The organism is Achromobacter sp. PD1, assembly GCF_048541815.1.
Lineage (GTDB): Bacteria > Pseudomonadota > Gammaproteobacteria > Burkholderiales > Burkholderiaceae_B > Achromobacter > Achromobacter bronchisepticus_A.
On record NZ_CP183349.1, the window covers coordinates 2,018,623 to 2,043,485 of the forward strand.

Sequence of the window (24,863 nt, forward strand, 5' to 3'; positions counted from 1 at the left end):
CCATGTCAGCCTTCGATCCCCGCAGCACCGCGCTGGTCGTCATCGATCTGCAGAACGATTTCCTCGCGCCCGGCGGCGCCTATGACCGCGGCGGCGCCGTCAGCCCGCAGGCGCGGGCCTTGCCCGCCCGGGTCGCGCCCGTGGCCCGCGCGCTCAAGGCGCGAGGCGGCTTCGTGGCGGCCAGCCAGTTCACGCTATGGCCGGACGCGCACGGCGAACCCATGATTTCGCCGCATCTGCGGCAGTTGCGCCCATTCCTGCGCAAGGGCGATTTCGTCGCCGGCTCCAAGGGGCAGGCCAACGTGGCCGAGCTGGATGGGCTGGTGGACGTGTCGGTCTGGAAGGTGGCGTACTCCGCCTTCTTCAATACCCAGCTGGACTGGGTGCTGCGGCGCGCGGGCATCTCCAACGTGGTGATCGCCGGCATCGTCACCAATGGCGGCGTGGCCAGCACGGCGCGCGATGCCCACATGCGGGACTATCACGTAGCGGTGCTGGCCGACGGCTGCGCCGCGCCCACGCCGGCCATGCACGATGCCGCGCTGGCGGATTTGCGCACCGTGGCCGACGTGCTGTCCTGCCAGGACTTCCTGGGCAGGCTGGCTTCGTGAGCGCGCCGCAAGTCCTGCGGGGCTTGGCTCCCGGCGCGGACGCGATGCATGTGCCGGTGGCCATCATCGGCGCCGGCGCTTGCGGCCTGACCGCCGCGCTGCGCCTGGCCGATGCCGGCATCGAGACCGTGCTGATCGAGCGCGATGCCGCGCCCAGCGGCTCCACCGCCTTGTCGTCCGGCTTCATTCCGGCGGCGGGATCGGCGGTACAGCGGGCCGCTGGCATCGAGGACGACGCGCAGCGCTTTGCCGCGGACATCCAGGCCAAGGCGGGCGGCACGGCCGCGCCGCAGCTGGTCGATGCCTACACGGGTGCGGCAGCTGCCGCAGTGGACAATCTTGCCCGCCACGGCCTGGATTTCCAGGTGCTGGACGGCTTCCTGTATCCGGGCCACAGCGCCCGCCGCATGCACACCTTGCCCGAGCGCACGGGCGCGGCCCTGGTCGCCGCGCTGGAGCGCGCCGCCACCGGGGCCGGCGCCTATCTGCTGACCCGCGCCCTGGCACGGCAGATCTGGACGGACGAGGGCGGCCGCGTCACCGCGGTGGGCTGCGAACGTCCGGACGGCTCCATCGACGTGATCGGCTGCGACGTGCTGATCCTGGCCTGCAACGGCTTTGGCGGCAATGCCGCGATGGTGGGCGCACATCTGCCGGCCATGCGGGGGGCTGTCTACGGCGGCCATGTCGGCAACGACGGCAGCGCGATCGAATGGGGAGTGCAACTGGGCGCGCGCCTGGCCGACCTGGGCGGCTACCAGGGGCACGGCTCCTGGGCCACGCCGCAGGGCGCACTGATCTCCTGGGCCGTGATGATGGACGGCGGCGTGCAGATCAATGGCGCGGGGCGGCGCTTTCATGACGAGACCCACGGCTATTCCGAGGCCGCGGTCCATGTGCTGGCGCAACCCGGCGGCGTGGCCTGGAACGTATTCGACGACCGCACGCTGGCGCTGGCGCGCGGCTTTCCGGACTTCGTCCAGGCAGAGATGGGCCAGGCGCTGAAGACTTGCGCCGACGTCGGGGCGCTGGCGGCCCTGATCGGCTGCGACGAAGCCACGCTGCGCGCGACGCTGGCGGGGGTGTCGCCCGGCGCCGCCGACGCCCTCGGCCGGCGCTTCGAGCGCGCGCTGCAAGCGCCGTACCACGCGATCAAAGTGACGGGCGCGCTGTTCCATACGCAGGGCGGTCTGGACATCGACGCGCATTGCCGCGTGCTGGACCGGATGGGCAACCCCTTGCCCAACCTGCTGGCGGCAGGCGGCGCGGCGCGCGGCGTGTCGGGCAACGACGTGTCCGGCTACCTGTCCGGCAACGGTCTGCTCAGCGCGGTGGCGGGCGGCCATATCGCCGCGGCGACGGCCGCATCCCTGCTGGGCCGCGAGCTTTCCTAGGAGTTTCCAAACCATGCACAAACAGAATCTGCAAGCACAGCTGGCCGGCGGCGCCGTGCTGGCTCCCGGCGTCTACGACGCCTTGTCCGCGCTGATCGCCGAACAGGCGGGTTTCGGCGCGCTATACCTGTCGGGCGCGTCCATTGCCTACACGCGGCTGGGCCGCTCGGATATCGGCCTCACCACGTACAGCGAGGTCGAGGACACGCTGGCCCGCATCACCGAGCGGGTGGCCACGCCCGTCATCGTGGACGCCGACACGGGCTTCGGCAATGCCTTGAATACGCAGCGCACCGTACGCGGACTGGAACGCGCCGGCGCCGCCATGATCCAGCTGGAAGACCAGACCTTCCCCAAGCGCTGCGGCCACCTGGACGGCAAGGCCGTGATCCCGACCGCCGAAATGTGCGGCAAGCTGCGGGCCGCGGTGGATACGCGCGCGCAGGCGTCCACCTTGATCCTGGCGCGTACCGACGCGCTGGCCGTGGAAGGGCTGGAAGCCGCCCTGGACCGCGCCGACTCGTATCTGGAAGCGGGCGCGGACGCGCTGTTCATCGAGGCGTTGCGCACGCCGGAGCAGATGCAGGCGGCGTGCAGCCGTTTTGCGCATCGCGTGCCGCTGCTGGCCAATATGGTCGAAGGCGGCAAGACTCCGGTGCAAAGCGCGGATGCGCTGACCGCGCTGGGATTCCGCATCGTCATCTTTCCTGGCGGCACGGCGCGCGCGGTGGCGCACACGCTGCAGGGCTACTACGCCAGCCTGCGCCAGCATGGCACGACCGCGCCGTGGCGCGAGGGCATGCTGGATTTCGACGGTCTGAACGCCGTGATCGGCACGCCCGAACTGCTGGAGCGCGGACGCCGCTACGAAGGCTGAGGCCGGGGTGTCAGCGCGGCGTGCGCTGGTGCGGCACCAGCGGCGGCACCGGCTGATCAGCAACCAGCTCCCAGAACGCCGGCAGGAAGCACTCGGCCACCAGCAGCGGCTGGCCCTGGCGCCAGAACACCGAGCGGCGCGCCCAGATGCGCCCGCCATCGCGGTCGCGCTGCCCGGTCGGCAATGCCCCCAGCGCGGTGGCATGAAACGGCACCGGCGAGGCCAGCCGGCGGCAGGCAAACGGCGAACGCACCACAGTGCTGTCGTGGTAAAGCATGTCCGCCAATGGCCGGGTCAGGAGGCGGCGCATGCCTTGCCAGGCGCCGTGGGACGCGCGCAGCGGCGTCAGGCTGCGGGCGGGCACGCTGTCCACGCCGTCCACCGACATCAGCACCTCACGGATCCATACCGGCGCGCCGGGCGCGATGCCCATCGCCCGGGCTTCATCCAGCGGCGCGCCATCGGCGTACTCGGCCAGCACGCGCAGGCGCACCTGGCCAACCTGGCGCAAGCCGGCGGTCAGCGCGCCGGGGCGGAACAGCCAGTGGCGCGGGGCAGGAGGCAGGATGGGAGGCGCGCTGGCCAGCCAGCCTGCGGCAAGGGGAGGGTGGTGTGCTGCGGGTTTGCTCATGGCTGCGTATTATGCCAAGCCGGGTGGGACGACCCAATGCGTCGCAATGACGCAGCGCCGGAACGCGCGTTTTGGCGGACCGTCCTGCCGTCCGGGAAAGCACTTATTGTCCCAGGAACCCGCGTCTCCCTATCATTCGCACACGGTCAACATTGACCTGAACGGCTTGCAGTACCCCGCAGCAATGATTGCTGCCTGAACATACAGTCTTGGCTATAGAAGCCCCCGACTTGCACGCAATGCGTGGTCGGGGGCTTTTTCGTTTTCAATTTCTGAATATGGAGCTCGCATGCAAGCGTCGGAACCGCAACGTTCTCCCGCCGCCGTGACCTGGGTGGCCAGTGTGCAAATGGAGCCCGCGATCGGCGAAACCGCCGCCAACATCGCGCGTTCCATCGAACTGGTGGAGCAGGCCGCGGCCCAGGGCGCGCGGCTGGTGGTGCTGCCTGAACTGGCCAACACGGGATATATGTTCGATAGCCGCGATGAGGCCTACGCCCTGGCCGAAGCCGTGCCGGAAGGCCCCAGCTCGCAGGCCTGGATCGCGTTGGCGCAGCGCCTGGGCATCTACCTGGTGGCGGGCATTGCGGAACGCGCCGGCGGGCGCCTCTACAACTCCGCGCTGGTCGCGGGCCCGGATGGCTATCTGGGGACCTATCGCAAGCTGCACCTCTGGGGCGACGAGAACCTGTACTTCGAGGCGGGCGACCTGGGGTTGCCGGTATTCGACACCGAGCTGGGCCGCATCGGCGTGGCCATCTGCTACGACGGCTGGTTTCCCGAAGTCTACCGGCTGCTGGCGGTGCGCGGCGCGGACATCGTGGCGGTGCCAACCAATTGGGTGCCGATGCCGGGGCAGACCCGCGACGGGCCGGTCATGGCCCATGCGCTGACCATGAGCGGCGCCCACAGCAACGGCTTGACGGTGGTGTGCGCCGACCGGGTCGGCACCGAGCGCGGCCAGCCCTTCGTGGGCCGCAGCCTGATCGTGGGGTCCCAGGGTTGGACGGCGGCAGGACCCGCCAGCATCGACCAGGAGGAGGTGCTGCTGGCGCCCATAGACCTAAAGGCCTCGCGCCGCGCGCGCCAGTTGAATGATTTCAACCATGTGCTGCGCGACAGGCGCCGCGACATCTATGACGAGCAGTTGGGCGCCGCCGCAGGCCTGCGGCAACGCTGAACGACGGTCCACGGCCGTTCCCCCAAGGAGAAAACCCATGAAGAGCCTATTGAATAGCTGCCGGATCCGCCTGTCGTTTGTCGCATTGCTGGCTGGCGCTGCCAGCGCGCATGCCGCCGAACCGTTGCGCATCGGCGTGCCCGTCGGCCTGTCCGGCGCAAACAGCGTGGTCGCGCCGGGCGTGGTGCAGGCCTCGCAACTGGCTGCCGACGAGATCAATGCGGCCGGCGGCATCCTGGGCCGCCAGATCGTGCTGGAGATCGCCGATGACGCCTCGGGCGCGGTCGGGGCGCAGAAGGCGTATGACACCCTGGTGTTCCAGAAAAAGGTGGACGCGATCATCGCCATGGAAACCAGCGCGGCGCGCAATGCCGCGCTGCCCATCGTGTCGCGCGGCAAGGTGCCCTATATCTACACGTCATTCTATGAAGGCCGTTCCTGCAACCGCTGGCTACACGTGAATGGCTGGGTGCCGGAACAGCAGGTTGCGCCGGTGGTAGACCACTTCATGCAGGACCGCAAGGCCAAGACCTTCTTCCTGGTGGGCAGCGACTACGCCTTCGGCCGCGGCATGCTCAAGTTCACACGGGAATATATTGAAAAGCAGGGCGGACGCGTGGTGGGCGAAGAGTACCTGCCGATCGACGGTTCCGACTGGACGCCGGTGGTCTCCAAGATCCGCTCGGCCAACCCGGACGCGTTGATCAGCTCCACGGCCGGCGGCGGACCCAACGTCAGCCTGGCCAAGCAGGTCAAGGCTGCTGGCCTGTCCATGCCCTACGGCAATCTGGCGATCGACGAAGGCACGGCCAAGACCATGGGCGACACGGCGGTGGGCATGTACATGTCGGCCTCGTACCTGACCAGCATCGACACGCCGCAGAACCGCAAATTCCTGGACGGCCTGAAGGCGAAGTTCGGCAACGACGCCAAGACCGCCAACGAATTCTCCGCGCCGCAGTATGAAGCCTTCTACCTGTACAAGGCGGCGGTCGAAAAGGCCGGCGGCACCGATGCGCCCAAGGTGGTGCAGGCCTTGAGCGCAGTCACGTTCGACGGCCCGCGCGGCCCGGTGACCATGGACCGCCAGCGCCACGCGGCGTTGACCATGCGCCTGGGGCAGGTGCAGCAGGACGGTTCCATCAAGATCCTGCAGACCTTCGACAAGGTCGACCCGGGCGCGCAGTGTCCGGACCTGAAGTGACGGCCATGCCATGACAAGCGCCGCCGGTCCTGCCGGCGGCGTCGGAGAGCGATATGGGTTTGCTGCTGGACATCCTGAGCACGGCCGCCATGCTGTTCATCGTGACGGCCGGGCTGATGATCATCTTCGGCGTGATGAAGATCGTCAACTTTGCGCATGGCGCGATTCTTACGCTGGGCAGTTACGCCAGCCTGGTGGTGACGCAGCTGGGGCTGAATCCCTGGCTGGCGCTGCCGTTCGCGCTGGCGGTCGGCGTGCTGGTGGGCATGGGCGTGGAACGGCTGATCGTGCAGCCGCTGTACAAGCGGCCGCTGGACGCCATCCTGGCCACCTGGGGACTGGGCATCGTGATCGGCCAGCTCATCACCATGGCATTCGGGCGCGAAGTGAAGTTCGCGGATTCGCCCATCCACGGCGCCGTGTCCTTCCTGGGCACGGAGTATTCGGCGTACCGCCTGTTCCTGGTGCCCGCGGCCTTGCTGATGTATGCCGCCATGACGCTGCTGCTCAGCGGCACGCGCTTTGGCGTGCGGACCCGGGCCGTGATCATGAACGAGGACCTGGCGCGCGGCCTGGGCATCAATGCCGAGCGCATCCGTTTCACCACCTTTGGCCTGGGAGCGGGGCTGGGCGCGCTGGCCGGCGCGCTGATCACGCCCTTGTCCAGCGTCGACCCGAACATGGGGCTGCCGTGGCTGGTCAGCGCTTTCATGCTGGTCATGGTGTCGGGCCATTCGATCACCGCGCTGCTGCTGACCTGCCTGGTCTACGGCGCCTGCCAGGTGCTGGTAAGCGTCTACGTCAGCCCGATCCTGGGCGGCGTCACCATCGCCGTCCTGGCCGCGCTGACGCTGCGTTTGCGTCCTCAAGGATTCGCCCATGACTGACCGCGCATTGACCCCTCAAACGCTGGCTGGCGCCGCTGACGACGCCTCGGCGCAAAAGGCCGCGCGCAGCCGCAGCCTGCTGGGCCTGGCCGGGCTCTGCCTGGTGCTGACCGCGGCCGGCCCCTGGCTGTTCGACACTTATCTGCTGAACGTGCTGATCAAGGCGCTGTTCTTCGCCGTGGCGGCGGTCACCGTGGACGTGCTGTGGGGCTACACCGGCTACCTGACCTTCGGCCAGTCTGCCTTTTTCGGGGTTGGCGCATATGCCGCGGGCCTGGCCTTCACGCACTACGGATTCTCGCCTGCGATAGCGGCGCTGGCCGCCTTGGCGGCAGTGGGCGCCGCGGCGTTGCTGGCGCTGGTGACCGGCTGGCTGTCGTTCTACCGTGGGGCCTCGCCATTCTTCGCCACGGTGATCTCGTTGGTGCTGCCCATCGTGCTGATGCAGCTGGTGCTGTCCGGCGGCACCTACACCGGCTCTTCGTCCGGCCTGACGGGGTACGAAACCTTCGACTTGTCGCTGGAGGCCTGGTACGTGATCGCGGCGGGCGGCCTGTCCGCGGTGGCGTTGCTGGCCTGGGTGGTGGTGCGCAGCGATGGCGGCCGCATCCTGGTGGCGCTGCGCGACAACGAGGCGCGGTGCAGCTACTTGGGGTTGAACACCGCCCATTGGCGCATCGCGCTGCTGGTGGCCTGCGGCGCGGTGGCCGGCCTGGCGGGCTTCGGCTATGGCGCGTTCAGCGGCGTGGTGGCGCCGGAACTCACGGGCTTCGTCTTCGGCACGGAACTCATCATCTGGGTGGCGCTGGGCGGGCGCGGCACCATCTGGGGGCCGGTGCTGGGAGCCATACTCATCAATGTGGCGGGCTCCTATCTCAGCGGCAACATGCCGTTCGTCTGGCAGTTGCTGCTGGGGGTGACCTTCGTCCTGGTGATCCTGCTGCTGCCGCGGGGGCTTCTGCCCCTGCTGATCGCGCCTTGGCGCGCAAGGGCGGGTAGGGCGGCCACACCCGCGCTGGGCGAGCGCGCCATCCCACCGCGGCAAGCCGGCGGCGCGGCCCAGGCCTTGAGCCTGGCGGGCGTTTCCAAGCACTTCGGGAGCCTGAAGGTGCTGGAAGGCATAGACCTGCAAGCCCGCGGCGGCGAACTGGTCGGGCTGATCGGCCCCAACGGCGCCGGCAAGACCACGCTGATGCGCTGCATCGCGGACGGCGCCGAGCGGTCCCAGGGCAGGCTGGAACTTTATGGCCACGAAGTGCGGCGCGACGGACCGGAGCAATGCGTGCGCCATGGGCTGGGCCGCAAGTTCCAGAATGCCAACGTGTTCGATACGCTGACCGTGGCCGAAAGCCTGCGCATCGCGACCACGCTGCGCGAACGGACGTCGTGGTGGCGCCGGTCGCCCACGCTGCATCTGCCGCCCTATGCGCTGGAGACATTGCGCGTGACCGGCCTGGACCACTGCCTGGATCACGTGGCGCGCGACCTGTCGCATGGACAGCAGCAGGCCCTGGAGCTGGCGATGGTGCTGGCGCTGGAACCGGGCATCGTGCTGCTGGACGAGCCCACCGCCGGGCTGAGCAAGGCCGAACGCCTGCAGATCGGCCACGTGCTGTCGTCCCTGGCGCACCGTTATGGCCTGTGCTGCCTGCTGGTGGAACATGACCTGGATTTCGTCAAGGAGATCGCGACGCGCATTGTGGTCCTGCACCAGGGCCGCATCGTCATGGACGGAGGATTCCGCGAGGTCGTGGAATCAGAACTGGTGCGCACCATTTACGCCGGCGGCGCGCCGGCCGCGCAAGGAGCAGGGCAATGACGAGCATCGCAGCGCCGGCGTTGAGCATGGAAGCGGTGTCCAGCGGCTACAAGCGGGCCATGGTGCTGCATGACGTGTCGCTCACGGTCGAGCGCGGCGCCTGCGTGGCGCTGCTGGGCAAGAATGGCATGGGCAAGAGCACCTTGCTCAAGACCGTCATGGGTTATCTGCCCAAGCAGCGCGGGCGGGTCAGCGTGGGCGGGGTCGACGCCACCCGGCTGCGGCCGCACGAAGTGGCGCGCTGCGGCGTGGCCTACGCCGCCCAGGAACAGCCGCTGTTTCCTGACCTGAGCATCCGCGACAACCTGCGCCTGGGACTGCCGCACGAGCAACTCTTCGACGAACGCTTCGCCCAGATCGCCGAGCTGTTTCCGGTGTTCACGAGCCGCTTGCGCCAGCATGCCGGCACCCTGTCGGGCGGCGAGCAGAAGATGCTGTTGGTGGCGCGCGGGCTGATGCAGCGGCCCGCGCTGCTGCTGTTGGACGAGATCACGGAAGGGCTGCAGCCCTCGGTGATCGAGCGCCTGGGCCGCGCGCTGAACTGGGAACGCGAGCGGCACGGCACAACAATGTTCATCGTGGAGCAGAACGTGGCGTTCGCGCTGGACGTGGCCGATCGCTATCTGGTGCTCAAGCAGGGCAGCATCGTCGATGAAGGCGAGGCTGGCGCGCCCGAGGCGGCGGGCAATATCATTGCTCATCTGAAAGTATGAAGGCCACGCGGCCCGGATTCGCCATGACGCACACGCGCACTACACGTTCAAGGATTCCCTCATGAGTACGCCCCAGGACAAGCACGCAGAGCGGCCGGACTGGCGCATCGGCGTGCTCTATTCGCGCAGCGGCGTCACCGGAACCACGGAATCGCAGCACTTCTTCGGCACGGTACTGGCGGTGGAGGAGATCAACGAACTGGGCGGCGTGCTGGGGCGGCCATTGGCGCCGGTGGTGTATGACCCGCGCAGCGACGCCGAAGAGTACCGCCGGCTGGCGGCCCGGCTGCTGCTGGACGACGAGGTCAGCGTCATCTTTGGCGGCTGCACCTCGCACTGCCGCAAGGCCATGCTGCCGGTGGTCGAGCGCAGCAATTCCCTGCTGTGGTACGGCTCGGTCTACGAAGGCTTCGAATATTCGCCCAACGTCATCTATACCGGCGCGGCGCCGAACCAGGGCAGCATGCAACTGGCTGCATACCTGATCCAGAATTGCGGCTCGCGCATCTTCCTGGTGGGCGCGGACTACATCTACCCGCGCGAGACCAACCGCATCATGCGCGAAACGGTCGAGGAGCATGGCGGCGAGATCCTGGATGAAACCTATCTGCCCCTGGGCTGCGACGACAGCGAGATCAACGACGTGGTTGCTGACATTCGCCGCATCCAGCCGGACGTGGTGTTTTCCACCCTGATCGGCTCCGATGCGCAGCGCTTCTACCAGCGCTACCACGAGGCCTGCCAAGCCGAAGGCGCGGCCACCGCCCACATCCCCATCGCCAGCCTGACCATGGCGGAGTCGGAGGTGGCGGAGATCGGGCCGCGGCGCTGTGTGGGCCACATCACCGCTGCGACCTATTTCAATACGGTGGATACGCCCGCCAACGCGCATTTCCTGGAACGCTGGCGCGCCCGCTTCGGCGACCATCCCGCCAGCGTCTATGCCGAGACCTGCTACAGCCAGATGCACCTGTTCGCGCGCGCCTTGCAGCGCGTGGGCAGCATGGACACCCGCAAACTGGTGCAGGCGGTGCATCAGGTGCAGTTCGACGCGCCGGACGGGCAGATGTCCGTGCTGGCGGAAAACAACCATAGCGTGCTGACGCCGCGCATAGGCGTGTGCCGCGAGGACGGACGCTTCGACATCGTCTGGGAAAGCGACGAACCCGTGAAGCCGGACCCGTACCTCACCGCGTTCGGCCTGGACGAGTTCTGGTTGAAATAGCCATGGACCATAGCCTACGCCGCCTCTACGAGGACCTGCGCAGCGTGGCCGTCGCCGTGGTGTATCCGCCGGGCGAGGACCGCGACCTGCTGGTCGAACAGCTCAAGCGCATCGGTTGCCGCATCCATCTGCACTGGCCGTTTCCGGATGGTCCGCCCGCCGGCGTGGACGTCATCTTCTTCCAGGTATCCCAATGCGGCCGCAACAGCGCCGCCTGGACGGCCAGCGAGGTCGAGGCCACCCTGATCGCCTTGTCCGAGTACGAAACCCCGACCACGCTGAAGCAATTGCTGAAGACCAACGCGCACGGCGTGCTGACGCGGCCGTTCCGCTCCGCGGGGGTGCTCAGCACGCTGGTGCTGGCGCGTTCGGCCAAGCAGTTCCAGAGTCGCCAGCAGTCCAAGATCAACAAGCTGGAAAGCACGATCAAGGCGCGGCGCGTCATCGAAAAGGCCATCCGCGTGCTGATGGACCACCAGCGCCTGGATGAGCGCGCCGCCTATGAGCACATGCGGACCCGGGCGACGGGCCTGCGCGTGAGCGTGGCGGAAGTGGCCGCGATGATCGTCGAGGCCAGCGAGGCCATGGAAAAGCTTGGCCTGGGGGCCTTGCGCCCGGGGCCGTCTCAGAACAACTGAACGAACTGAATGCGCATGCCGCAGGAGCCGGACAATGAAGGTCATGATCGCCCGCCTGAACCACGAGACCAATACGTTCTCGCCGGTGCCCACGCCGCTGTCCGCATTCGGCAATGACGGCCCCGCCTACGGCGCCCAGGCCTATGCAGAGAACAAGGGCAAGCGCACGGCCATGTCCGCCTTCATCGATATTGCCGAGGCCAACGGCGCGACGGTGGTGACGCCGGTTTCCGCCACGGCCTACCCCAGCGGCCGGGTGTCGGCAGAAGCCTATAGCCAACTGTGCGATGCAATCGTGGCCGGCGCTCAGGGCTGCGGCGCCATCCTGCTCGATCTGCATGGCGCGATGGTGGCCGAAACTACCGACGACGGCGAAGGCGACCTGCTCGAACGCCTGCGGTGCCGCACGCCCGACGTACCCATCGCCGTGGCGCTGGACCTGCACGGCAATGTCACGCCCAAGATGATGGCCAACGCCGACGTGATCATCAGCTTCAAGACCTATCCGCACGTGGACATGTACGAGACCGGCGAGCACGCGGGCCGCATCCTGTACGACTGGCTCAATGGCGGCCCGCGCCCGGTGATGGCCTGGCGCCGCCTGCCGCTGATGACGCACACCCTGCGCAGCGCCACGGCCCAGGGCGCCATGCGCCGCGCGGTGCAGGCGGCGCGGGGCGCGGAAGCGGACGGCATGCTGGGCGTCTCCGTGCTGGCGGGCTTCGCCCTGGCTGACATCCCCAATCCATGCCTGAGCGTGGTCGTGGTGGGCTCCGGGCCGCGGGAGCAGGCGGAACGGGTCGCAAGCGATATGGCGCAGGCCATCTGGGCCGAGCGCGACGGCTACTTCTACGATAGCGAGCCCCTGGGCGAATCGCTGGCCCGCGCGGCGCAACTGGCCCGCGGCGCGGACAAGCCCGTGCTCCTGCTGGACCATGGCGACAACTGCATGTCCGGCGGCACCTGCGACACCATGGAGGTGCTGACGGCCGCGGTCGACGCCGGCCTGACGGGCATCATTGCGGGCCTGTACTGCGACCCAGAGGCAGTCGCCGCGCTGGCCGCGGCGGGCGAGGGCGCGCAGGTGGAGCTGGCGGTGGGCAACAAACGGCCGATTCCGGCCATCGGCCGCCCGGCGGCGCCCGTGCTGCTGCGCGGAGTGGTCCGCGCCGTGACTGGCGGCGAATATGTCATTACCGGTCCGACGTACACGGGGCAGACGGCATGCATGGGCCGCAGCGCGGTGTTGGACATAGGCGTCGCGCAATTGGTGATCACCGAGAGAACCCACGAGCCCTGGGATCTGGGCGTGTTCGAGAGCATGGGGCTGGATCCGCGCCGGGCCCGCTTCGTGCTGGTGAAGTCGCGCATGTATTGCCGCCCTGTGTTCGAACCTATCTCCCAGGCGCTGGTGGAATGCGCCAGCGCGGGCGTCACCAGCTCGGACTTCGCGCTGTTTCCCTATCAGCGGCGCAGCCGGCCGCTCCATCCGCTGGATCCCATGGCGCCGTCGGACTACGACCCCGCGGCCTGAAGAGGGGGGCATGGCGTCCGCATACAATACCGGCCATGGAAAAAGTACGTATCTCCAAGCTCATGTCCGAGCGTGGGCTGTGTTCGCGCCGCGAGGCCGACACCTATATCGAGCGCGGCTGGGTCCGCGTGGACGGCGTTGTGGTATCCGAACTGGGCGCCCGGGCCTACCCTGACCAGGTCATCACCCTGGAGCGCGCCGCGCAGGCGCGCCAGACCTCGCGCGTCACCATCCTGATCAACAAGCCCGTGGGCTACGTCTCGGGCCAGGCCGAAAAGGGCTATACGCCCGCCGTGGCCCTGATCGACTCCCGCTCCCGCTATGCCGGCGACCGCGCGCCGCAGCGTTTCGAGCGTGCGCACCTGGACGGGCTGGCCGTGGCCGGCCGCCTGGACATCGATTCCCAAGGCCTGCTGGTGCTGACCCAGGACGGGCGCATCGCCAAGCACCTGATCGGCGAAGATTCCAGCGTGGACAAGGAATACCTGGTGCGGGTGCAGGGCAACCTGTCCGAAAACGGGTTGGCGCTGTTGAACCACGGCCTGTCCCTGGACGGCAAGGCGCTCAAGCCGGCGCAGGTGCGTTGGCAGAACAGCGACCAGCTGCGTTTCGTGCTGCGGGAAGGCAAAAAGCGGCAGATCCGCCGCATGTGCGAACTGGTAGGCCTGAAGGTGATAGGCCTGAAACGGGTGCGCATCGGACGGGTGTCGCTGGGTGACCTGCCGCTGGGCCAATGGCGCTACCTGCGCGAAGACGAGCGCTTCTGATTGGCCGAGCTGGCCGACAGGTGTTGTCGGGCAGTCCTAAATTTTTCAATCTGTTTCCGACTTCCGTTTATTTCATGAAAGCGGGAGTATTCTTCGCCTGCCCGACATCGCCCAGGCGCTCCATCAGGAATTCGATGAAGATCCGGGTCTTGGCGGGCAGCAGCCGCGTCTCCGTCACCGCGTAGACCGGAAACGGACCCAGTTGCCAGTCAGGCAGCACACGCTGCAATTGGCCGGACTGCTGTTCGGCCGACTGGTCGCCCAGCAGCACCACGATGCCCGCGCCCAGCAGGGCCAGGCGCCGGGCCATGGCGACGCCGTTGACGGAAAAGCGGTTGCCGGGAGTGAATTCGATGTGCTGCTGGCCGTCGGTCAGGGGCCAGCGGGTCACCTGTCCGGCGCCCTTGGCGCGGAACTCTATGCACTCGTGGCGGGTCAAGTCGCTGGGATGCCGCGGTTCGCCGTGCTTCTTCAGGTATTCGCGCGAGGCGTACAGATGGGCCGGCAGCATGCCCAAGAGCCTCGCAATCTGTGACGAATCGGGCAGTTCGCCGATTTCGATCGAAATATCGCAGGTCTGGAACACGCGCTGCGCGTGATCCGGATTGGCCAGATCCAGGAAAAACGTGACGTCGGGGTAGCGGCGGGAAAATTCCATGAACGATTCAGCCAGGAAGTCCGTGCCGAAATCCGCGGGCATGTTCACCCGCAGCGGCCCGGCCGGCGTATCGACCAGCTTCTGCAGTTCCTCATGGGCGATCTGCGCCTCGGCCACGATGCGCTGGCAGCGGTCGAAGTACAGGCGGCCCGCGTCGGTCAGTTCGACCTTGCGGGTGGTGCGGCTGAGCAGGCGCAGGCCCACGGAGCGCTCCAGTTCGGCCACCTGGCGGGACAGTGTCGATTTCGGCACGCCGAGCATCGCCGCCGCGCGGCTGAAGCTGCGCGTTTTGGCGACTTCGACGAATAGTTCCATGCCTTGCAAGCGTTTCATGGCGGAATTTTGTCATATTCAACGGTGAAGCCATTGTCCCATAAATGGAATGATGTTTTCTCAACATGCCTCTTTGTTTCTGGGACGGGATAACGCAGAATGCGAGTTCTGCAATGCAGCAATGCGACAAAGCCCAGCCTGCGTGTTCGAGGCAAATCCACCCAATCGATGCGCACGGAACGCTCATTACGCGATCCGGGGCGGGCTTTTTTTTTGTTGAAATCGGGAATGCAATCTATGGATAAGAAAAGCGCTATGTGGCGCAGCGCGGCAGTCGTCACGCTGACGGCATCGGCCCTCATGCTGGCCGCTTGCGGCAAGAAGCAAGACGCTCCCCAGGCGGGCAAGCCCCAGGTAACGGTAGTGACGCTTGCCACGCAGCCGGTTTCGCTGACGACTGAACTGCCTGGCCGCACCTCGCCGTTCCGCGTGGCCGAAGTGCGTCCCCAGGTCAATGGCATCGTCCAGAAGCGCCTCTTTACCGAAGGCGGCGAGGTCAAGGCGGGCCAACAGCTCTACCAGATCGATCCCGCGCTCTACCAGGCCAGCCTGGACAGCCAGAAGGCCGCCCTGGCGCGCGCCCAGGCGCAGCAAAAGACGGCCGCGCTGCTGGCCGAGCGCTACAAGCCGCTGGTCGCCACCCGCGCGGTCAGCCAGCAGACCTATGACAACGCCGTCGCCTCGCGCGATCAGGCCGCCGCCGACGTGTTGTCGGCCAAGGCGGCGCTGGACACGGCGCGCATCAACCTGGTCTACACCAAGGTGCTGTCGCCCATCGACGGCATCATCGGCCGTTCGGCGGTGACCGAAGGCGCGCTGGTCACGGCCAACCAGACCACCGCCCTGGCCGCGGTGCAGCAGATCGATCCCATCTACGTCGACGTGACCCAATCCAGCGTCCAGCTGCTGCGTCTGCAGAACGCGCTGGCCAGCGGCCTGCTGAAGAAGGCCGACGGCGAGCAGGCCGCGCTGGTGACGCTGACCCTGGAAGACGGCTCGCAATACGCCCAGCCGGGCAAGCTGCAGTTCTCCGAAGTCACGGTGGACCAGGGCACGGGCTCGGTCACCTTGCGCGCGGTGTTCCCCAATCCGGAACGCCGCCTGTTGCCGGGCATGTTCGTGCGCGCCCGCCTGGCCGACGGCGTCGCCGCCGATGGCCTGCTGGTGCCGCAGCGCGGCGTGACGCGCAACCAGCGCGGCGTCCCGACGGCGCTGGTGGTCAACGCCAAGAACCAGGTCGAACTGCGTGAACTGAAGACCGACCGCGCCATCGGCGACAAGTGGCTGGTCACCGACGGCCTGGCCGCCGGCGACAAGGTCATCGTGGAAGGTCTGCAGATGGTGCGTCCGGGGGCTGAAGTCGTCGCCACCGAAGCCAGTGCCGCGCAGCCGGCGCAGCAGCCGCAAGCAGCCGCCGCGGCGGCCAAGCAGTAGTAGTCAGGAGCCTTGCATGGCAAAGTTTTTTATCGATAGACCGGTCTTCGCATGGGTGATCGCGATCGTGCTGATGATGGCCGGCGCGCTGTCCATCCTGAAGCTGCCGGTCTCCCAATACCCCAACATCGCGCCGCCAGCCATCGGCATTGCGGTGACCTACCCGGGCGCTTCCGCGCAGACCGTGCAGGACACCGTGGTGCAGGTGATCGAGCAGCAGATGAACGGCCTGGACGGCCTGCAGTACATCTCCTCGGAAAGCAACTCCGACGGCAGCATGTCCATCACCCTGACCTTCACGCAGGGCACCAACCCTGATACCGCGCAGGTCCAGGTGCAGAACAAGCTGTCGCTGGCGCAGCCGCTCTTGCCGCAGGAAGTGCAGCAGCAGGGCATTCGCGTCACCAAGGCCACCAAGAACTTCCTGATCGTGGCGGGCTTCGTGTCCACCGACGGCTCGATGACCAAGGACGACCTGGCCGACTATGTCGCCTCCTATGTCCAGGATCCCATCAGCCGCACGCAGGGCGTGGGCGACTTCCAGCTGTTCGGCTCGCAGTACGCGATGCGCATCTGGCTGGATCCCGCCAAGCTCGTCAACTACGGCCTGACCACGGTCGACGTGGTGGCGGCGATCAAGGAACAGAACGTGCAGGTGTCGTCCGGCCAGCTGGGCGGCCTGCCGTCCGTGCGCGGCCAGCAATTGAACGCCACCATCATCGGGCCGTCGCGCCTGGAGAAGGCGGAAGACTTCGGCCGCATCCTGCTCAAGGTCAACGCCGACGGCTCGCAAGTGCGCCTGGGCGACGTGTCCACCATCGAACTGGGCGGACAGACCTACGCCATCGACAGCTTCTACAACGGCAAGCCGGCCTCGGGCCTGGCGGTCAAGCTGGCGCCGGGCGCCAACGCGCTGGATACGGCCCAGGCGGTGCGCGACACCATCAACAACCTGAAGCCTTACTTCCCGCCGGGCATGGACGTCGTCTATCCGTACGACACCACGCCGTTCGTCAGCCTGTCGATCCACGAGGTGTTCAAGACGCTGATCGAGGCCATCATCCTGGTCTTCCTGGTGATGTACCTGTTCCTGCAGAACTTCCGCGCCACCATCATTCCCACCCTGGCGGTGCCGGTGGTGCTGTTGGGCACGTTCGGCGTGCTGGCGGCGTTCGGTTATTCCATCAATACCCTGACCATGTTCGGCATGGTGCTGGCCATCGGCCTGCTGGTGGACGACGCCATCGTGGTGGTGGAAAACGTCGAGCGCGTGATGGCCGAAGAGGGCTTGTCGCCCAAGCAGGCTACCCGCAAGTCCATGTCGCAGATCACCGGCGCCCTGATCGGCATCGCCATGGTGCTGGCGGCGGTGTTCATTCCCATGGCCTTCTTCGGCGGCTCCACGGGCGTGATCTACCGCCAGTTCTCCATCACCATCGTGTCCTCCATGGTGCTGTCGGTGATCGTGGCCATCGTGTTCACGCCGGCCTTGTGCGCGACCTTGCTCAAGCCCATCCCCAAGGGCCATCATGGTTCCAAGAAGGGTTTCTTCGGCTGGTTCAACCGCGCGTTCGACCGCAGCAGCCACGGCTATGCCAATACCGTCGCACGCGGCCTGAACCGCACCAAACGCCTGATGGTGGTGTACCTGGCGCTGGTTATCGCCATGGGCTGGATGTTCACCCGCATCCCGACCGCGTTCCTGCCGGACGAGGACCAGGGCATTCTGTTCGCCCAGATCCAGACGCCTGCCGGCGCGACGGCGGAAAGCACCAAGGCCGTCATCGACGACGCCACCAAGTATCTGCTGACCGAGGAAAAGGACGCCGTCACCTCGGTGTTCGCCGTCAACGGCTTCAACTTCGGCGGCCGTGGCCAGAACGCGTCCATCCTGTTCATCAAGCTGCGCGACTGGGAAGAACGCGGCGACGCGCGTCTGAAGGCCGGCGCCGTGGCGGGACGGGCCAACGCGCACTTCCGCAAGACGGAGCGCCGTGCGCAATTGTTCGTGGTGCCGCCGCCGTCCGTGATGGAACTGGGCAACGTCACCGGCTTCGACTTCCAGTTGATGGACCGCGCGGGCGTGGGCCATGAGCGGCTGCTTGCCGCGCGCAACCAGCTGCTGGGCGAAGCCGCCAAGAGTCCGGTCCTGCAGGGCGTGCGCCCCAACGGCATCGAAGACGCGCCGCAGTATCAGCTGGACATCGACCGCGAGAAGGCGCGCGCCTTGGGCGTGGCCGTCTCGGACATCAACAGCACGCTGGCCACGGCCTGGGGTTCGTCGTACGTCAACGACTTCATCGACCGCGGCCGCGTGAAGAAGGTGTTCGCGCAGGGCGAGGCGTCGTCGCGCATGCTGCCGGAAGACCTGAACAAATGGTACGTGCGCAACAAAGAGGGCGACATGGTGCCGTTCTCGGCCTTCGCCAAGGCCACCTGGAGCTACGGCCCGCAAAAGCTGAACCGCTATAACGGCGTGCCGTCGTACAACATCCAGGGCCAGGCGGCGCCGGGCTACAGCTCGGGCGCGGCCATGGAGGAAATGGAACGCCTGGCGAGCAAGCTGCCAGTGGGCGTGGGCTTTGAATGGACTGGACTGTCGTTCGAAGAACGCCTGTCCGGCGCCCAGGCGCCCGCGCTCTACGCGATTTCGCTGATCGTGGTGTTCCTGTGCCTGGCTGCGCTGTACGAAAGCTGGACCATCCCGTCGGCGGTGATGCTGGTGGTGCCGTTGGGCATCATCGGGGCCTTGCTCGCCACCATGATGCGGGGCTTGTCCAACGACGTGTACTTCCAGGTGGGCCTGCTCACAACCATCGGTCTCGCGGCCAAGAACGCCATCCTGATCGTGGAGTTCGCCAAGGAGCACTACGAGCATGGCGCCAGCCTGACGGAATCGGCCATCCACGCCGCGCGGCAGCGCCTGCGTCCCATCCTGATGACGTCGCTGGCGTTCATCCTGGGCGTGACGCCGCTGGCGATCTCGTCGGGGGCGGGCTCGGGCAGCCAGAACGCCATCGGCACGGGCGTGATCGGCGGCATGCTGACCGGCACCTTCCTGGCCATCTTCTTTGTTCCGGCCTTCTTCGTGATCATGCTGCGCGTCTTCAAGGTCAAGCGCATGAGCGAAAACGTCGACGAGCACGACACCAGCGCCAACGGCACGCAGGGCGTCTCGACGGAGGGCCAACCGCAATGACATTCCCGATGAGAACCTTGCTGTCTGTTTCCCTGGCGGCGGCCCTGGCGGGCTGCTCGCTGGCCCCCACCTACGAACGGCCGGACGCGCCGATCGATGCGGCCTATCCCACGGGTCCGTCCTACCAGGCGGCCCAGCCCGCCGACGCGGGCGGCCTGATGACGGCCGATATCGGCTGGCGCGATTTCTTCGGCTCGGATCCGCTGCTGCAACAGCTGATCGAACAGTCCTTGGCGAACAACCGCGACCTGCGCGTGGCGGCCCTGAACGTCGAGGCGGCGCGCGCCCAGTACCGCATCCAGCGCGCCGACCTGATGCCCAGCATCGGCATCGCCGGCCAGGAGTCGGCCCAGCGCTCGCCGGCCGACTTGTCGGCCAGCGGCCGCGCCACCACCAGCCACAGCTACCAGGTCGGCGCCGCCATGTCGGCCTGGGAGCTGGACCTGTTCGGCCGCATCCGCAGCCTGAGCGACAAGGCGCTGGAATCCTATCTGGCGCTGGATGAAACCCGCACTGCGACCCAGCTGACGCTGATCGCCGAAGTGGCCAATGCCTACCTGACCCTGCGCGCCGACCAGGAACTCGTCGGCCTGACGCGCGACACGCTCAAGAGCCAGCAGGATTCCTTCAAGCTCACGCAGCAGAGCTACGACCAGGGCCTGTCCACGGCGCTGGACCTGAGCCAGGCGGAAGTGTCGCTGCGTACCGCCGAGCGCAACCTGTCGCAATACACGCGCCAGGCCGCGCAGGACCGCAATGCGCTGGTCCTGCTAGTGGGCCAGCCGCTGTCGCCCGAGCTGACGGCGGCGCTGGACAACGCCGTCCAGCTCGACGATGGCATGTTGCCGACCACCTTGCCCGCCGGCCTTCCGTCGGACCTGCTGGCCCGCCGCCCGGACATCCGCGCGGCCGAGCACCAGTTGAAGGGCGCCAACGCCAATATCGGCGCGGCGCGCGCCGCCTTCTTCCCGACCATCAGCCTGACGGGCTCGGCCGGCACCGCCAGCGCCAGCCTGGGCGGGCTGTTCGAAGGCGGCTCGGGCGCCTGGAGCTTCGTGCCCCAGATCACCGTGCCGATCTTCGCGGGCGGCTCGCTGCTTGCCGGCCTGGATCTGGCCAAGGTGCAGAAGAACATCCAGGTCGCGCAGTACGAGAAGTCGATCCAGACGGGGTTCCGCGAAGTGGCGGACGCCCTGGCCGGACGCGGCACCCTGGACGAGCAAATCCAGGCGCAGCGGCTCCTGGTAGCCGCCAACCAGCGCGCCTACGACGCGTCGGACCAGCGTTTCCGCCAGGGTATCGATGACTACCTGAGCGTGCTGGATTCGCAGCGTTCGCTGTACACCGCGCAGCAGGCGCTGGTGGATACGCGCCGGGCCAGGTTGTCCAATCTCGTCACCCTGTACAAGGTGCTGGGCGGCGGCTGGACCGAACGCACGGCGACCGCGCAGGCCCAGCAGCAGTAAGGGCAGGCGAAAAAAACGGGCCGATCTTTCGATCGGCCCGTTTTCATTTCAGGTCCAGCAGAACGTCAGGCGCGTTTCTTGGCGATCAGGCCAACCACGAACAGCACGACGATCGCGCCGACGACCGATCCGATCCACCCGGCGGGTTCGCCCGGCGCGTACCAGCCCAGCGATTGGCCCAGGAAGCCGGCGACGACCGAACCGACGATACCCAGGATGGTGGTCATGATGATCCCCATGTTCTGGTCTCCGGGCATGATGGCGCGGGCGATCAGGCCCACGACGAACCCGACGATGATCATGATGATTATGCTCATGCGCGTACTCCTTGCTGGAAGTAAAAGGGGGCAGTGTGGCTAGATGATACTCACGCCCCGCGCGCAGCGGCTGTAACAACTGGTGTATGGGGCGCGCGGGCAACACCGCGCCCTGCTGGCGCTCAGGAAGTCAGGTCGATCAACTGGCGCACGTCCTTGGTCATGGCCTCGATGCTGTCGGTATCCGAAGCCAGCAAGCGCGCCTTGCCGTCCTTGTCGAATATATACACGCCGCGGCTGTGCGTGACTTCGTACATATCGGCGTCGTCCCCGGGGCGCGGTTTCTCGATCTGGTAGGCCACGCGGTAGCGGCGCGCCAGGTCGGCGATCTGCTTTTCATCGCCGGTCACGCCGATGGCGTTGTTGTTGAAGGCGTTGACGTAGGCCTGCAGGATGTCCGGCGTGTCGCGGTGCGGGTCCACGCTGACGAACAGGATGCGCACGTCGCGGGCCTTGTCGCCCAGGTTCTGCAGCACGGCCGTCAACTGCGCCATGGTGGTGGGGCAGACGTCCGGGCAACTGGCGTAGCCGAAGAACAGCAGCACGGTCTTGCCCTTCAAATCGTCGCTGCTGACCATCTTGCCGCCTGCGCCAGGCAGGGAGAACTTCAGGTCGGGCAGGTGCCCCTTCACGTTGTACAGGGTCCAATCGACGTTCCTGTCGCCGCAGGCAGCGAGAAACACGCACAGGGTCAGCAGCAGGCTGCGCAGGGCGCGGCCGGAAATGAGGTGTCGCATGAGTCCAAGGGCCGGTAGGGGGTAAACCTTTTGATTCTACCCGCAAGCCGCGGGCAGGGCGCAGCGGGCAAGGGGCGCCAACTTGGGGGCGGCTTGTCCTGGCGCAAGCCGCGGGGCCGCCCCGCCCACTTGTAAAGCTTTGTCTAGTTATTGTTTGGAAGTGGCGAATTCTCCAGACCGGGTGCCATGGCTGCCGCTACATTCAGGGCCGTGTCAGATTTCAAGATCTAGAGGCGCCACATATGGACATGCCGGTCAGGAATTCCTTGGGCTATCCCTACTATCCGTACTACCCCGTCGTGCTCGACATCCTGCGCAGCCGCCTGGCGGATTCGGTGCTGGACGCGCCTTGCGGATTGGGCTGGCTGGGCGACATGCTGCCCGCCGCCAGCGGCCGGCAGGTCGATATCGATGGCGTGGGTTTGTGGGAGTTTCCGCCGGCGGACGGCGGCTACCGCCAGGTGGCGGAGCACGACCTGGAAACGCCATTGACGGTTTCCGCTGCCTACGATGCCGTGGTCTGCTGCGAGGCGATCCACTTGCTGACCAACCCCGGCGTGCTGATGCAGAGCTTTTATCGCGCGCTGCGGCCGGGCGGCACGCTGATCGTCACCACGCCCAACACCTGGTACTTCCGTTCGCGCCTGCAGTTCCTGCTGCGCGGCTTTCATTCGGGGTTCCGGCCCATGGTCGGACGGCAGCGTGGCGAGGATTACGTCACATACTTTCCGTGGAGCTTTCCGCAGCTGCATCTGCTGTTCAAGCACTACGGCTACACCGACATCACCTTGCACGACGTGGACGAGAACAAGCCCAAGCGCATGGCGGAGCATGTGCTGGCCGTGCCGTCGCGGCTCTACTACGGCCGCAGGCTCAAGCAGGCGCAGGATGAGGAAAGCCGTCGCTACTGGAAGCAGGCCGGTTCCGACCAGTCCGTGCACGGGCGCTGGCTGGTGATGTCGGCGCGCCGGCCGGTGGACGATTCCGCCGCGGCATAGAAAACGGCCCGCCAGGGCGGGCCGTCGGATTGCGCGCGGAGGCGCGGTCGCTCAGGCAGGCGTCATGCCGCTATGGCGCAGCAGGGCGTCGATGCGCGGCGCGCGCCCGCGGAAGGCGGCGAAGGACTCTGCCGCCGGGCGCGATCCGCCCACGGCCAGCACCTCGCGGCGGAAGCGTGCGCCCGTTTCGGGATCCAGCGTGCCCAGCGCGTTGCCGGCCTGGCGCGCCGCCGCCTCTTCGAAGGCTTCGTAGGCGTCGGCCGACAGCACCTCCGCCCACTTGTAGCTGTAATAGCCCGCGCCGTAGCCGCCCGCGAACAGGTGCGAGAAGGCGTGCGGCAGGCGGTGCCAGGCGGGCGGGAACAGCACGGCCACTTCCTGGCGCACTTCCTGCAGCAGGGCCAGCACTTCGGCAATCGACGAGCCCTGGGCGCGGTCATGCATCAGCATGTCGAACAGCGCGAACTCGATCTGGCGCACGGTCTGCATGCCGCTCTGGTAATTGCGGGCGGCGACCAGGCGGTCATACAGGGCGCGCGGCAGGGGCTCGCCCGTGTCGACGTGGGCGGACAGCTTCTGCACCACCGCCCATTCCCAGCAGAAGTTCTCCATGAACTGCGAGGGCAGTTCGATCGCGTCCCATTCGACGCTGGCGAAGGCCGCGGCGCCGGGTTCGTCCACTTCGGACAGCAGGGCGTGCAGCGCATGGCCGGTTTCATGGAACAGCGTGATGACGTCGTCATGCGTCAGGACGGCCGGCTTGTCGCCGTTGGGACGCGAGAAATTGCAGGTCAGGTAGGCGATGGGCGTCTGCACCTTGCCAGCCACGACGCGGCGCGTGCGTTCGCTGTCGACCCAGGCGCCGCTCTGCTTGCCGGCGCGGGCGTACAGGTCCAGGTACAGATAACCAATGAGTTCGCCCTTGGGGCTTTCCACGCGCACGCCGCGCACGTCGCCATGCCAGGACGAGACGGGCGTTTCCGCCAGGCGCACGTCGAACAGGGTCTCGATGACCTCGAACAGGCCGGACAGCACGCGCGGTTCGGTGAAATACTGCTTCACCTCGTCTTCGGAATAGGCATAGCGCGATTCGCGCAGGCGCTCGGAAGCGTAGGCCACGTCCCAGGGCTGCAGGTCGTCCAGGCCCAGCTCGCCGGTGGCGTAGGCTTTCAGCTCCGCCAGGTCGCGCTGGGCGTAGGGCTTGGCGCGCGCCGCCAGGTCGCGCAGGAATACGGTGACTTCCTGCGCGTCGCGCGCCATGCGCGTTTGCAGGCGCAGCGCGGCGAAGGTGCCCAGGCCGAGCAGGCCGGCTTCTTCGGCGCGCAGGGACAGCAGCTCTTCGATGAGCGGCGAATTGTCGAACTTGCCATCGCCGTGTTCCGACGCCACGGTGCCGTAGCCGCGGTACAGCGCTTCGCGCAGCGTACGGTCCTGGGCATACTGCATCACGGGCAGGTAGCACGGCATCTTCAGCGTCAGCTTCCAGCCCGGCTTGCCGTCTTCCTCAGCCGCCGCGCGGGCGGCGGCCCGCACGTCGGCCGGAATGCCTGCCAGGCGGGCCTCGTCCTCGACCAGCAGCGACCAGGCGTCGATCGAGTCCAGCACGTTTTCGGAGAATTTCTGCGAGGCCTGGGCCTCGCGGTCGGAAATGGCGGCGTAGCGTTCGCGGTCGGCGCCTTGCAGCTCCACGCCGCTCAGGCGGAAGTCGCGCAGGGCCATTTCCACGATGCGGCGGCGCACCGGCGTCCAGGACGCGAAATCGGGGGCGGCGGCCAGGCGCTGGTACTGCTTGTACAGGCCTTCGTGCAGGCCGACCCAGGTGGAGAATTCGGTCACCAGGGGCAGGGCGGCGTTATACGCTTCGCGCAGCTCCGGGGTGTTGACCACGGCATTCAGGTGGCCGGCGACCGACCAGGCGCGCCACAGGCGTTCCGATGCGGTATCCAGCGGCTCAACCACGGCTTCCCAGGTGGGCGCCAGCGCGGTGTCGGCGGCGCGGTCCACGGCCAGGCGGGCGATGCCCAGCAGCTCCTCGACTGCCGGCACGATGTGTCCGGGTTTGACGGCCGCATAGTCGACGAGGTCGGAAACAGGGGCGAGCAGGGGATTCTGGGACATGGCGGTAGCGGCGGGAATAGGGACAAGAATCAGTTTGGGGCGATTCCCCGGAATGCAAGTGCGATGGGCGCGGCGCGGGAGTTCTGGCAGAAGAACTCCCGCGCCGCGCCCATGACATGCAAA

Annotated in this window: 21 protein-coding genes; 16 read left to right on the plus strand and 5 right to left on the minus strand. The window is 67.2% G+C overall.

Features of this window, described 5'->3' with window-relative positions; genetic code table 11:
• Positions 1–2 precede the first annotated feature (2 nt).
• Genes ACM1PE_RS09590 through ACM1PE_RS09600 form a run of 3 tightly spaced genes read left to right on the plus strand, consistent with a single transcriptional unit; the run spans position 3 to position 2,882 of the window.
• Complete coding sequence (locus tag ACM1PE_RS09590) at positions 3–611, plus strand: cysteine hydrolase family protein (protein WP_059374360.1); 609 nt, start codon at positions 3–5, stop codon at positions 609–611.
• On the plus strand, positions 608–2,005 hold the full coding sequence (locus ACM1PE_RS09595; RefSeq protein ID WP_419343106.1) for an FAD-dependent oxidoreductase: 1,398 nt from the start codon (positions 608–610) through the stop codon (positions 2,003–2,005). Before ACM1PE_RS09590 ends, ACM1PE_RS09595 begins: the two co-directional genes overlap by 4 nt.
• A 13-nt stretch (positions 2,006–2,018) precedes the next feature.
• Positions 2,019–2,882 (plus strand): isocitrate lyase/PEP mutase family protein, encoded by an 864-nt coding sequence (locus ACM1PE_RS09600; protein ID WP_059374362.1) that lies wholly within the window; start codon positions 2,019–2,021, stop codon positions 2,880–2,882.
• Between the two features lie 10 nt (positions 2,883–2,892).
• On the opposite strand, the gene ACM1PE_RS09605 is transcribed toward ACM1PE_RS09600, so the two are convergent.
• The gene (locus ACM1PE_RS09605) at positions 2,893–3,513 is read right to left on the minus strand and encodes a chorismate lyase (RefSeq protein ID WP_059374363.1); all 621 of its coding nucleotides are present in this window, start codon (positions 3,511–3,513) and stop codon (positions 2,893–2,895) included.
• A 289-nt stretch (positions 3,514–3,802) separates the two neighbouring features.
• Between ACM1PE_RS09605 and ACM1PE_RS09610 the strand changes: the two genes are divergently transcribed.
• The 9 genes from ACM1PE_RS09610 to ACM1PE_RS09650 all read left to right on the plus strand — a co-directional run bounded on the left by ACM1PE_RS09610 (position 3,803) and on the right by ACM1PE_RS09650 (position 13,480).
• Positions 3,803–4,693 (plus strand): nitrilase family protein, encoded by an 891-nt coding sequence (locus tag ACM1PE_RS09610; RefSeq protein ID WP_059374365.1) that lies wholly within the window; start codon positions 3,803–3,805, stop codon positions 4,691–4,693.
• Between the two features lie 37 nt (positions 4,694–4,730).
• Positions 4,731–5,897 (plus strand): substrate-binding protein, encoded by a 1,167-nt coding sequence (locus ACM1PE_RS09615; RefSeq protein ID WP_059374367.1) that lies wholly within the window; start codon positions 4,731–4,733, stop codon positions 5,895–5,897.
• Positions 5,898–5,950: 53 nt separating this feature from the next.
• The gene (locus ACM1PE_RS09620; RefSeq protein ID WP_059374371.1) at positions 5,951–6,784 is read left to right on the plus strand and encodes a branched-chain amino acid ABC transporter permease; all 834 of its coding nucleotides are present in this window, start codon (positions 5,951–5,953) and stop codon (positions 6,782–6,784) included.
• Positions 6,777–8,603 carry an ABC transporter permease subunit gene (locus tag ACM1PE_RS09625; RefSeq protein WP_419343109.1) on the plus strand — a complete coding sequence of 609 codons (1,827 nt, stop codon included), beginning with the start codon at positions 6,777–6,779 and terminating at the stop codon, positions 8,601–8,603. Before ACM1PE_RS09620 ends, ACM1PE_RS09625 begins: the two co-directional genes overlap by 8 nt.
• A complete protein-coding gene (locus ACM1PE_RS09630) occupies positions 8,600–9,316 on the plus strand; it encodes an ABC transporter ATP-binding protein (protein ID WP_306632841.1) in 717 nt (238 codons plus the stop codon). The genes ACM1PE_RS09625 and ACM1PE_RS09630 overlap by 4 nt, the downstream gene beginning before the upstream one ends.
• 61 nt (positions 9,317–9,377) lie before the next feature.
• Positions 9,378–10,541, plus strand: a complete 1,164-nt coding sequence (locus ACM1PE_RS09635) for a transporter substrate-binding domain-containing protein (protein WP_059374375.1) — start codon at positions 9,378–9,380, stop codon at positions 10,539–10,541.
• A gap of 2 nt (positions 10,542–10,543) precedes the next feature.
• Positions 10,544–11,179, plus strand: a complete 636-nt coding sequence (locus ACM1PE_RS09640) for an ANTAR domain-containing response regulator (RefSeq protein ID WP_054456633.1) — start codon at positions 10,544–10,546, stop codon at positions 11,177–11,179.
• 34 nt (positions 11,180–11,213) lie between these two features.
• Positions 11,214–12,713, plus strand: a complete 1,500-nt coding sequence (locus ACM1PE_RS09645; RefSeq protein WP_419343110.1) for a M81 family metallopeptidase — start codon at positions 11,214–11,216, stop codon at positions 12,711–12,713.
• 35 nt (positions 12,714–12,748) lie between these two features.
• Positions 12,749–13,480 (plus strand): pseudouridine synthase, encoded by a 732-nt coding sequence (locus tag ACM1PE_RS09650; RefSeq protein WP_059374381.1) that lies wholly within the window; start codon positions 12,749–12,751, stop codon positions 13,478–13,480.
• Between the two features lie 67 nt (positions 13,481–13,547).
• Here ACM1PE_RS09650 and ACM1PE_RS09655 read toward each other — a convergent pair whose 3' ends face one another.
• Positions 13,548–14,453 (minus strand): LysR family transcriptional regulator, encoded by a 906-nt coding sequence (locus ACM1PE_RS09655; RefSeq protein ID WP_059374511.1) that lies wholly within the window; start codon positions 14,451–14,453, stop codon positions 13,548–13,550.
• A 255-nt stretch (positions 14,454–14,708) separates the two neighbouring features.
• Here ACM1PE_RS09655 and ACM1PE_RS09660 point away from each other — a divergent pair, with 255 nt between their 5' ends.
• The 3 genes from ACM1PE_RS09660 to adeC are packed head-to-tail and all read left to right on the plus strand — an operon-like array spanning position 14,709 to position 20,570.
• Entirely contained in the window at positions 14,709–15,905 is a 1,197-nt protein-coding gene (locus tag ACM1PE_RS09660; RefSeq protein ID WP_059374384.1) for an efflux RND transporter periplasmic adaptor subunit, read from the plus strand.
• 16 nt (positions 15,906–15,921) lie between these two features.
• Positions 15,922–19,104: an efflux RND transporter permease subunit gene (locus ACM1PE_RS09665; RefSeq protein ID WP_059374387.1), complete on the plus strand. Its 3,183-nt coding sequence runs from the start codon at positions 15,922–15,924 to the stop codon at positions 19,102–19,104.
• On the plus strand, positions 19,101–20,570 hold the full coding sequence (adeC, locus tag ACM1PE_RS09670; protein ID WP_059374389.1) for an AdeC/AdeK/OprM family multidrug efflux complex outer membrane factor: 1,470 nt from the start codon (positions 19,101–19,103) through the stop codon (positions 20,568–20,570). The genes ACM1PE_RS09665 and adeC overlap by 4 nt, the downstream gene beginning before the upstream one ends.
• A 65-nt stretch (positions 20,571–20,635) precedes the next feature.
• Here the strand turns inward: adeC and ACM1PE_RS09675 are convergent, their stop codons facing one another.
• Together ACM1PE_RS09675 and ACM1PE_RS09680 are read right to left on the minus strand one after the other, a co-directional pair.
• Positions 20,636–20,887 (minus strand): GlsB/YeaQ/YmgE family stress response membrane protein, encoded by a 252-nt coding sequence (locus ACM1PE_RS09675; protein ID WP_013393352.1) that lies wholly within the window; start codon positions 20,885–20,887, stop codon positions 20,636–20,638.
• Positions 20,888–21,009: 122 nt separating this feature from the next.
• On the minus strand, positions 21,010–21,624 hold the full coding sequence (locus tag ACM1PE_RS09680) for an SCO family protein (RefSeq protein WP_059374390.1): 615 nt from the start codon (positions 21,622–21,624) through the stop codon (positions 21,010–21,012).
• Between the two features lie 242 nt (positions 21,625–21,866).
• Between ACM1PE_RS09680 and ACM1PE_RS09685 the strand changes: the two genes are divergently transcribed.
• On the plus strand, positions 21,867–22,622 hold the full coding sequence (locus ACM1PE_RS09685; protein WP_251880544.1) for a class I SAM-dependent methyltransferase: 756 nt from the start codon (positions 21,867–21,869) through the stop codon (positions 22,620–22,622).
• 51 nt (positions 22,623–22,673) lie between these two features.
• On the opposite strand, the gene ACM1PE_RS09690 is transcribed toward ACM1PE_RS09685, so the two are convergent.
• The gene (locus tag ACM1PE_RS09690) at positions 22,674–24,740 is read right to left on the minus strand and encodes a M3 family metallopeptidase (protein WP_419343112.1); all 2,067 of its coding nucleotides are present in this window, start codon (positions 24,738–24,740) and stop codon (positions 22,674–22,676) included.
• Positions 24,741–24,863: the final 123 nt, after the last annotated feature.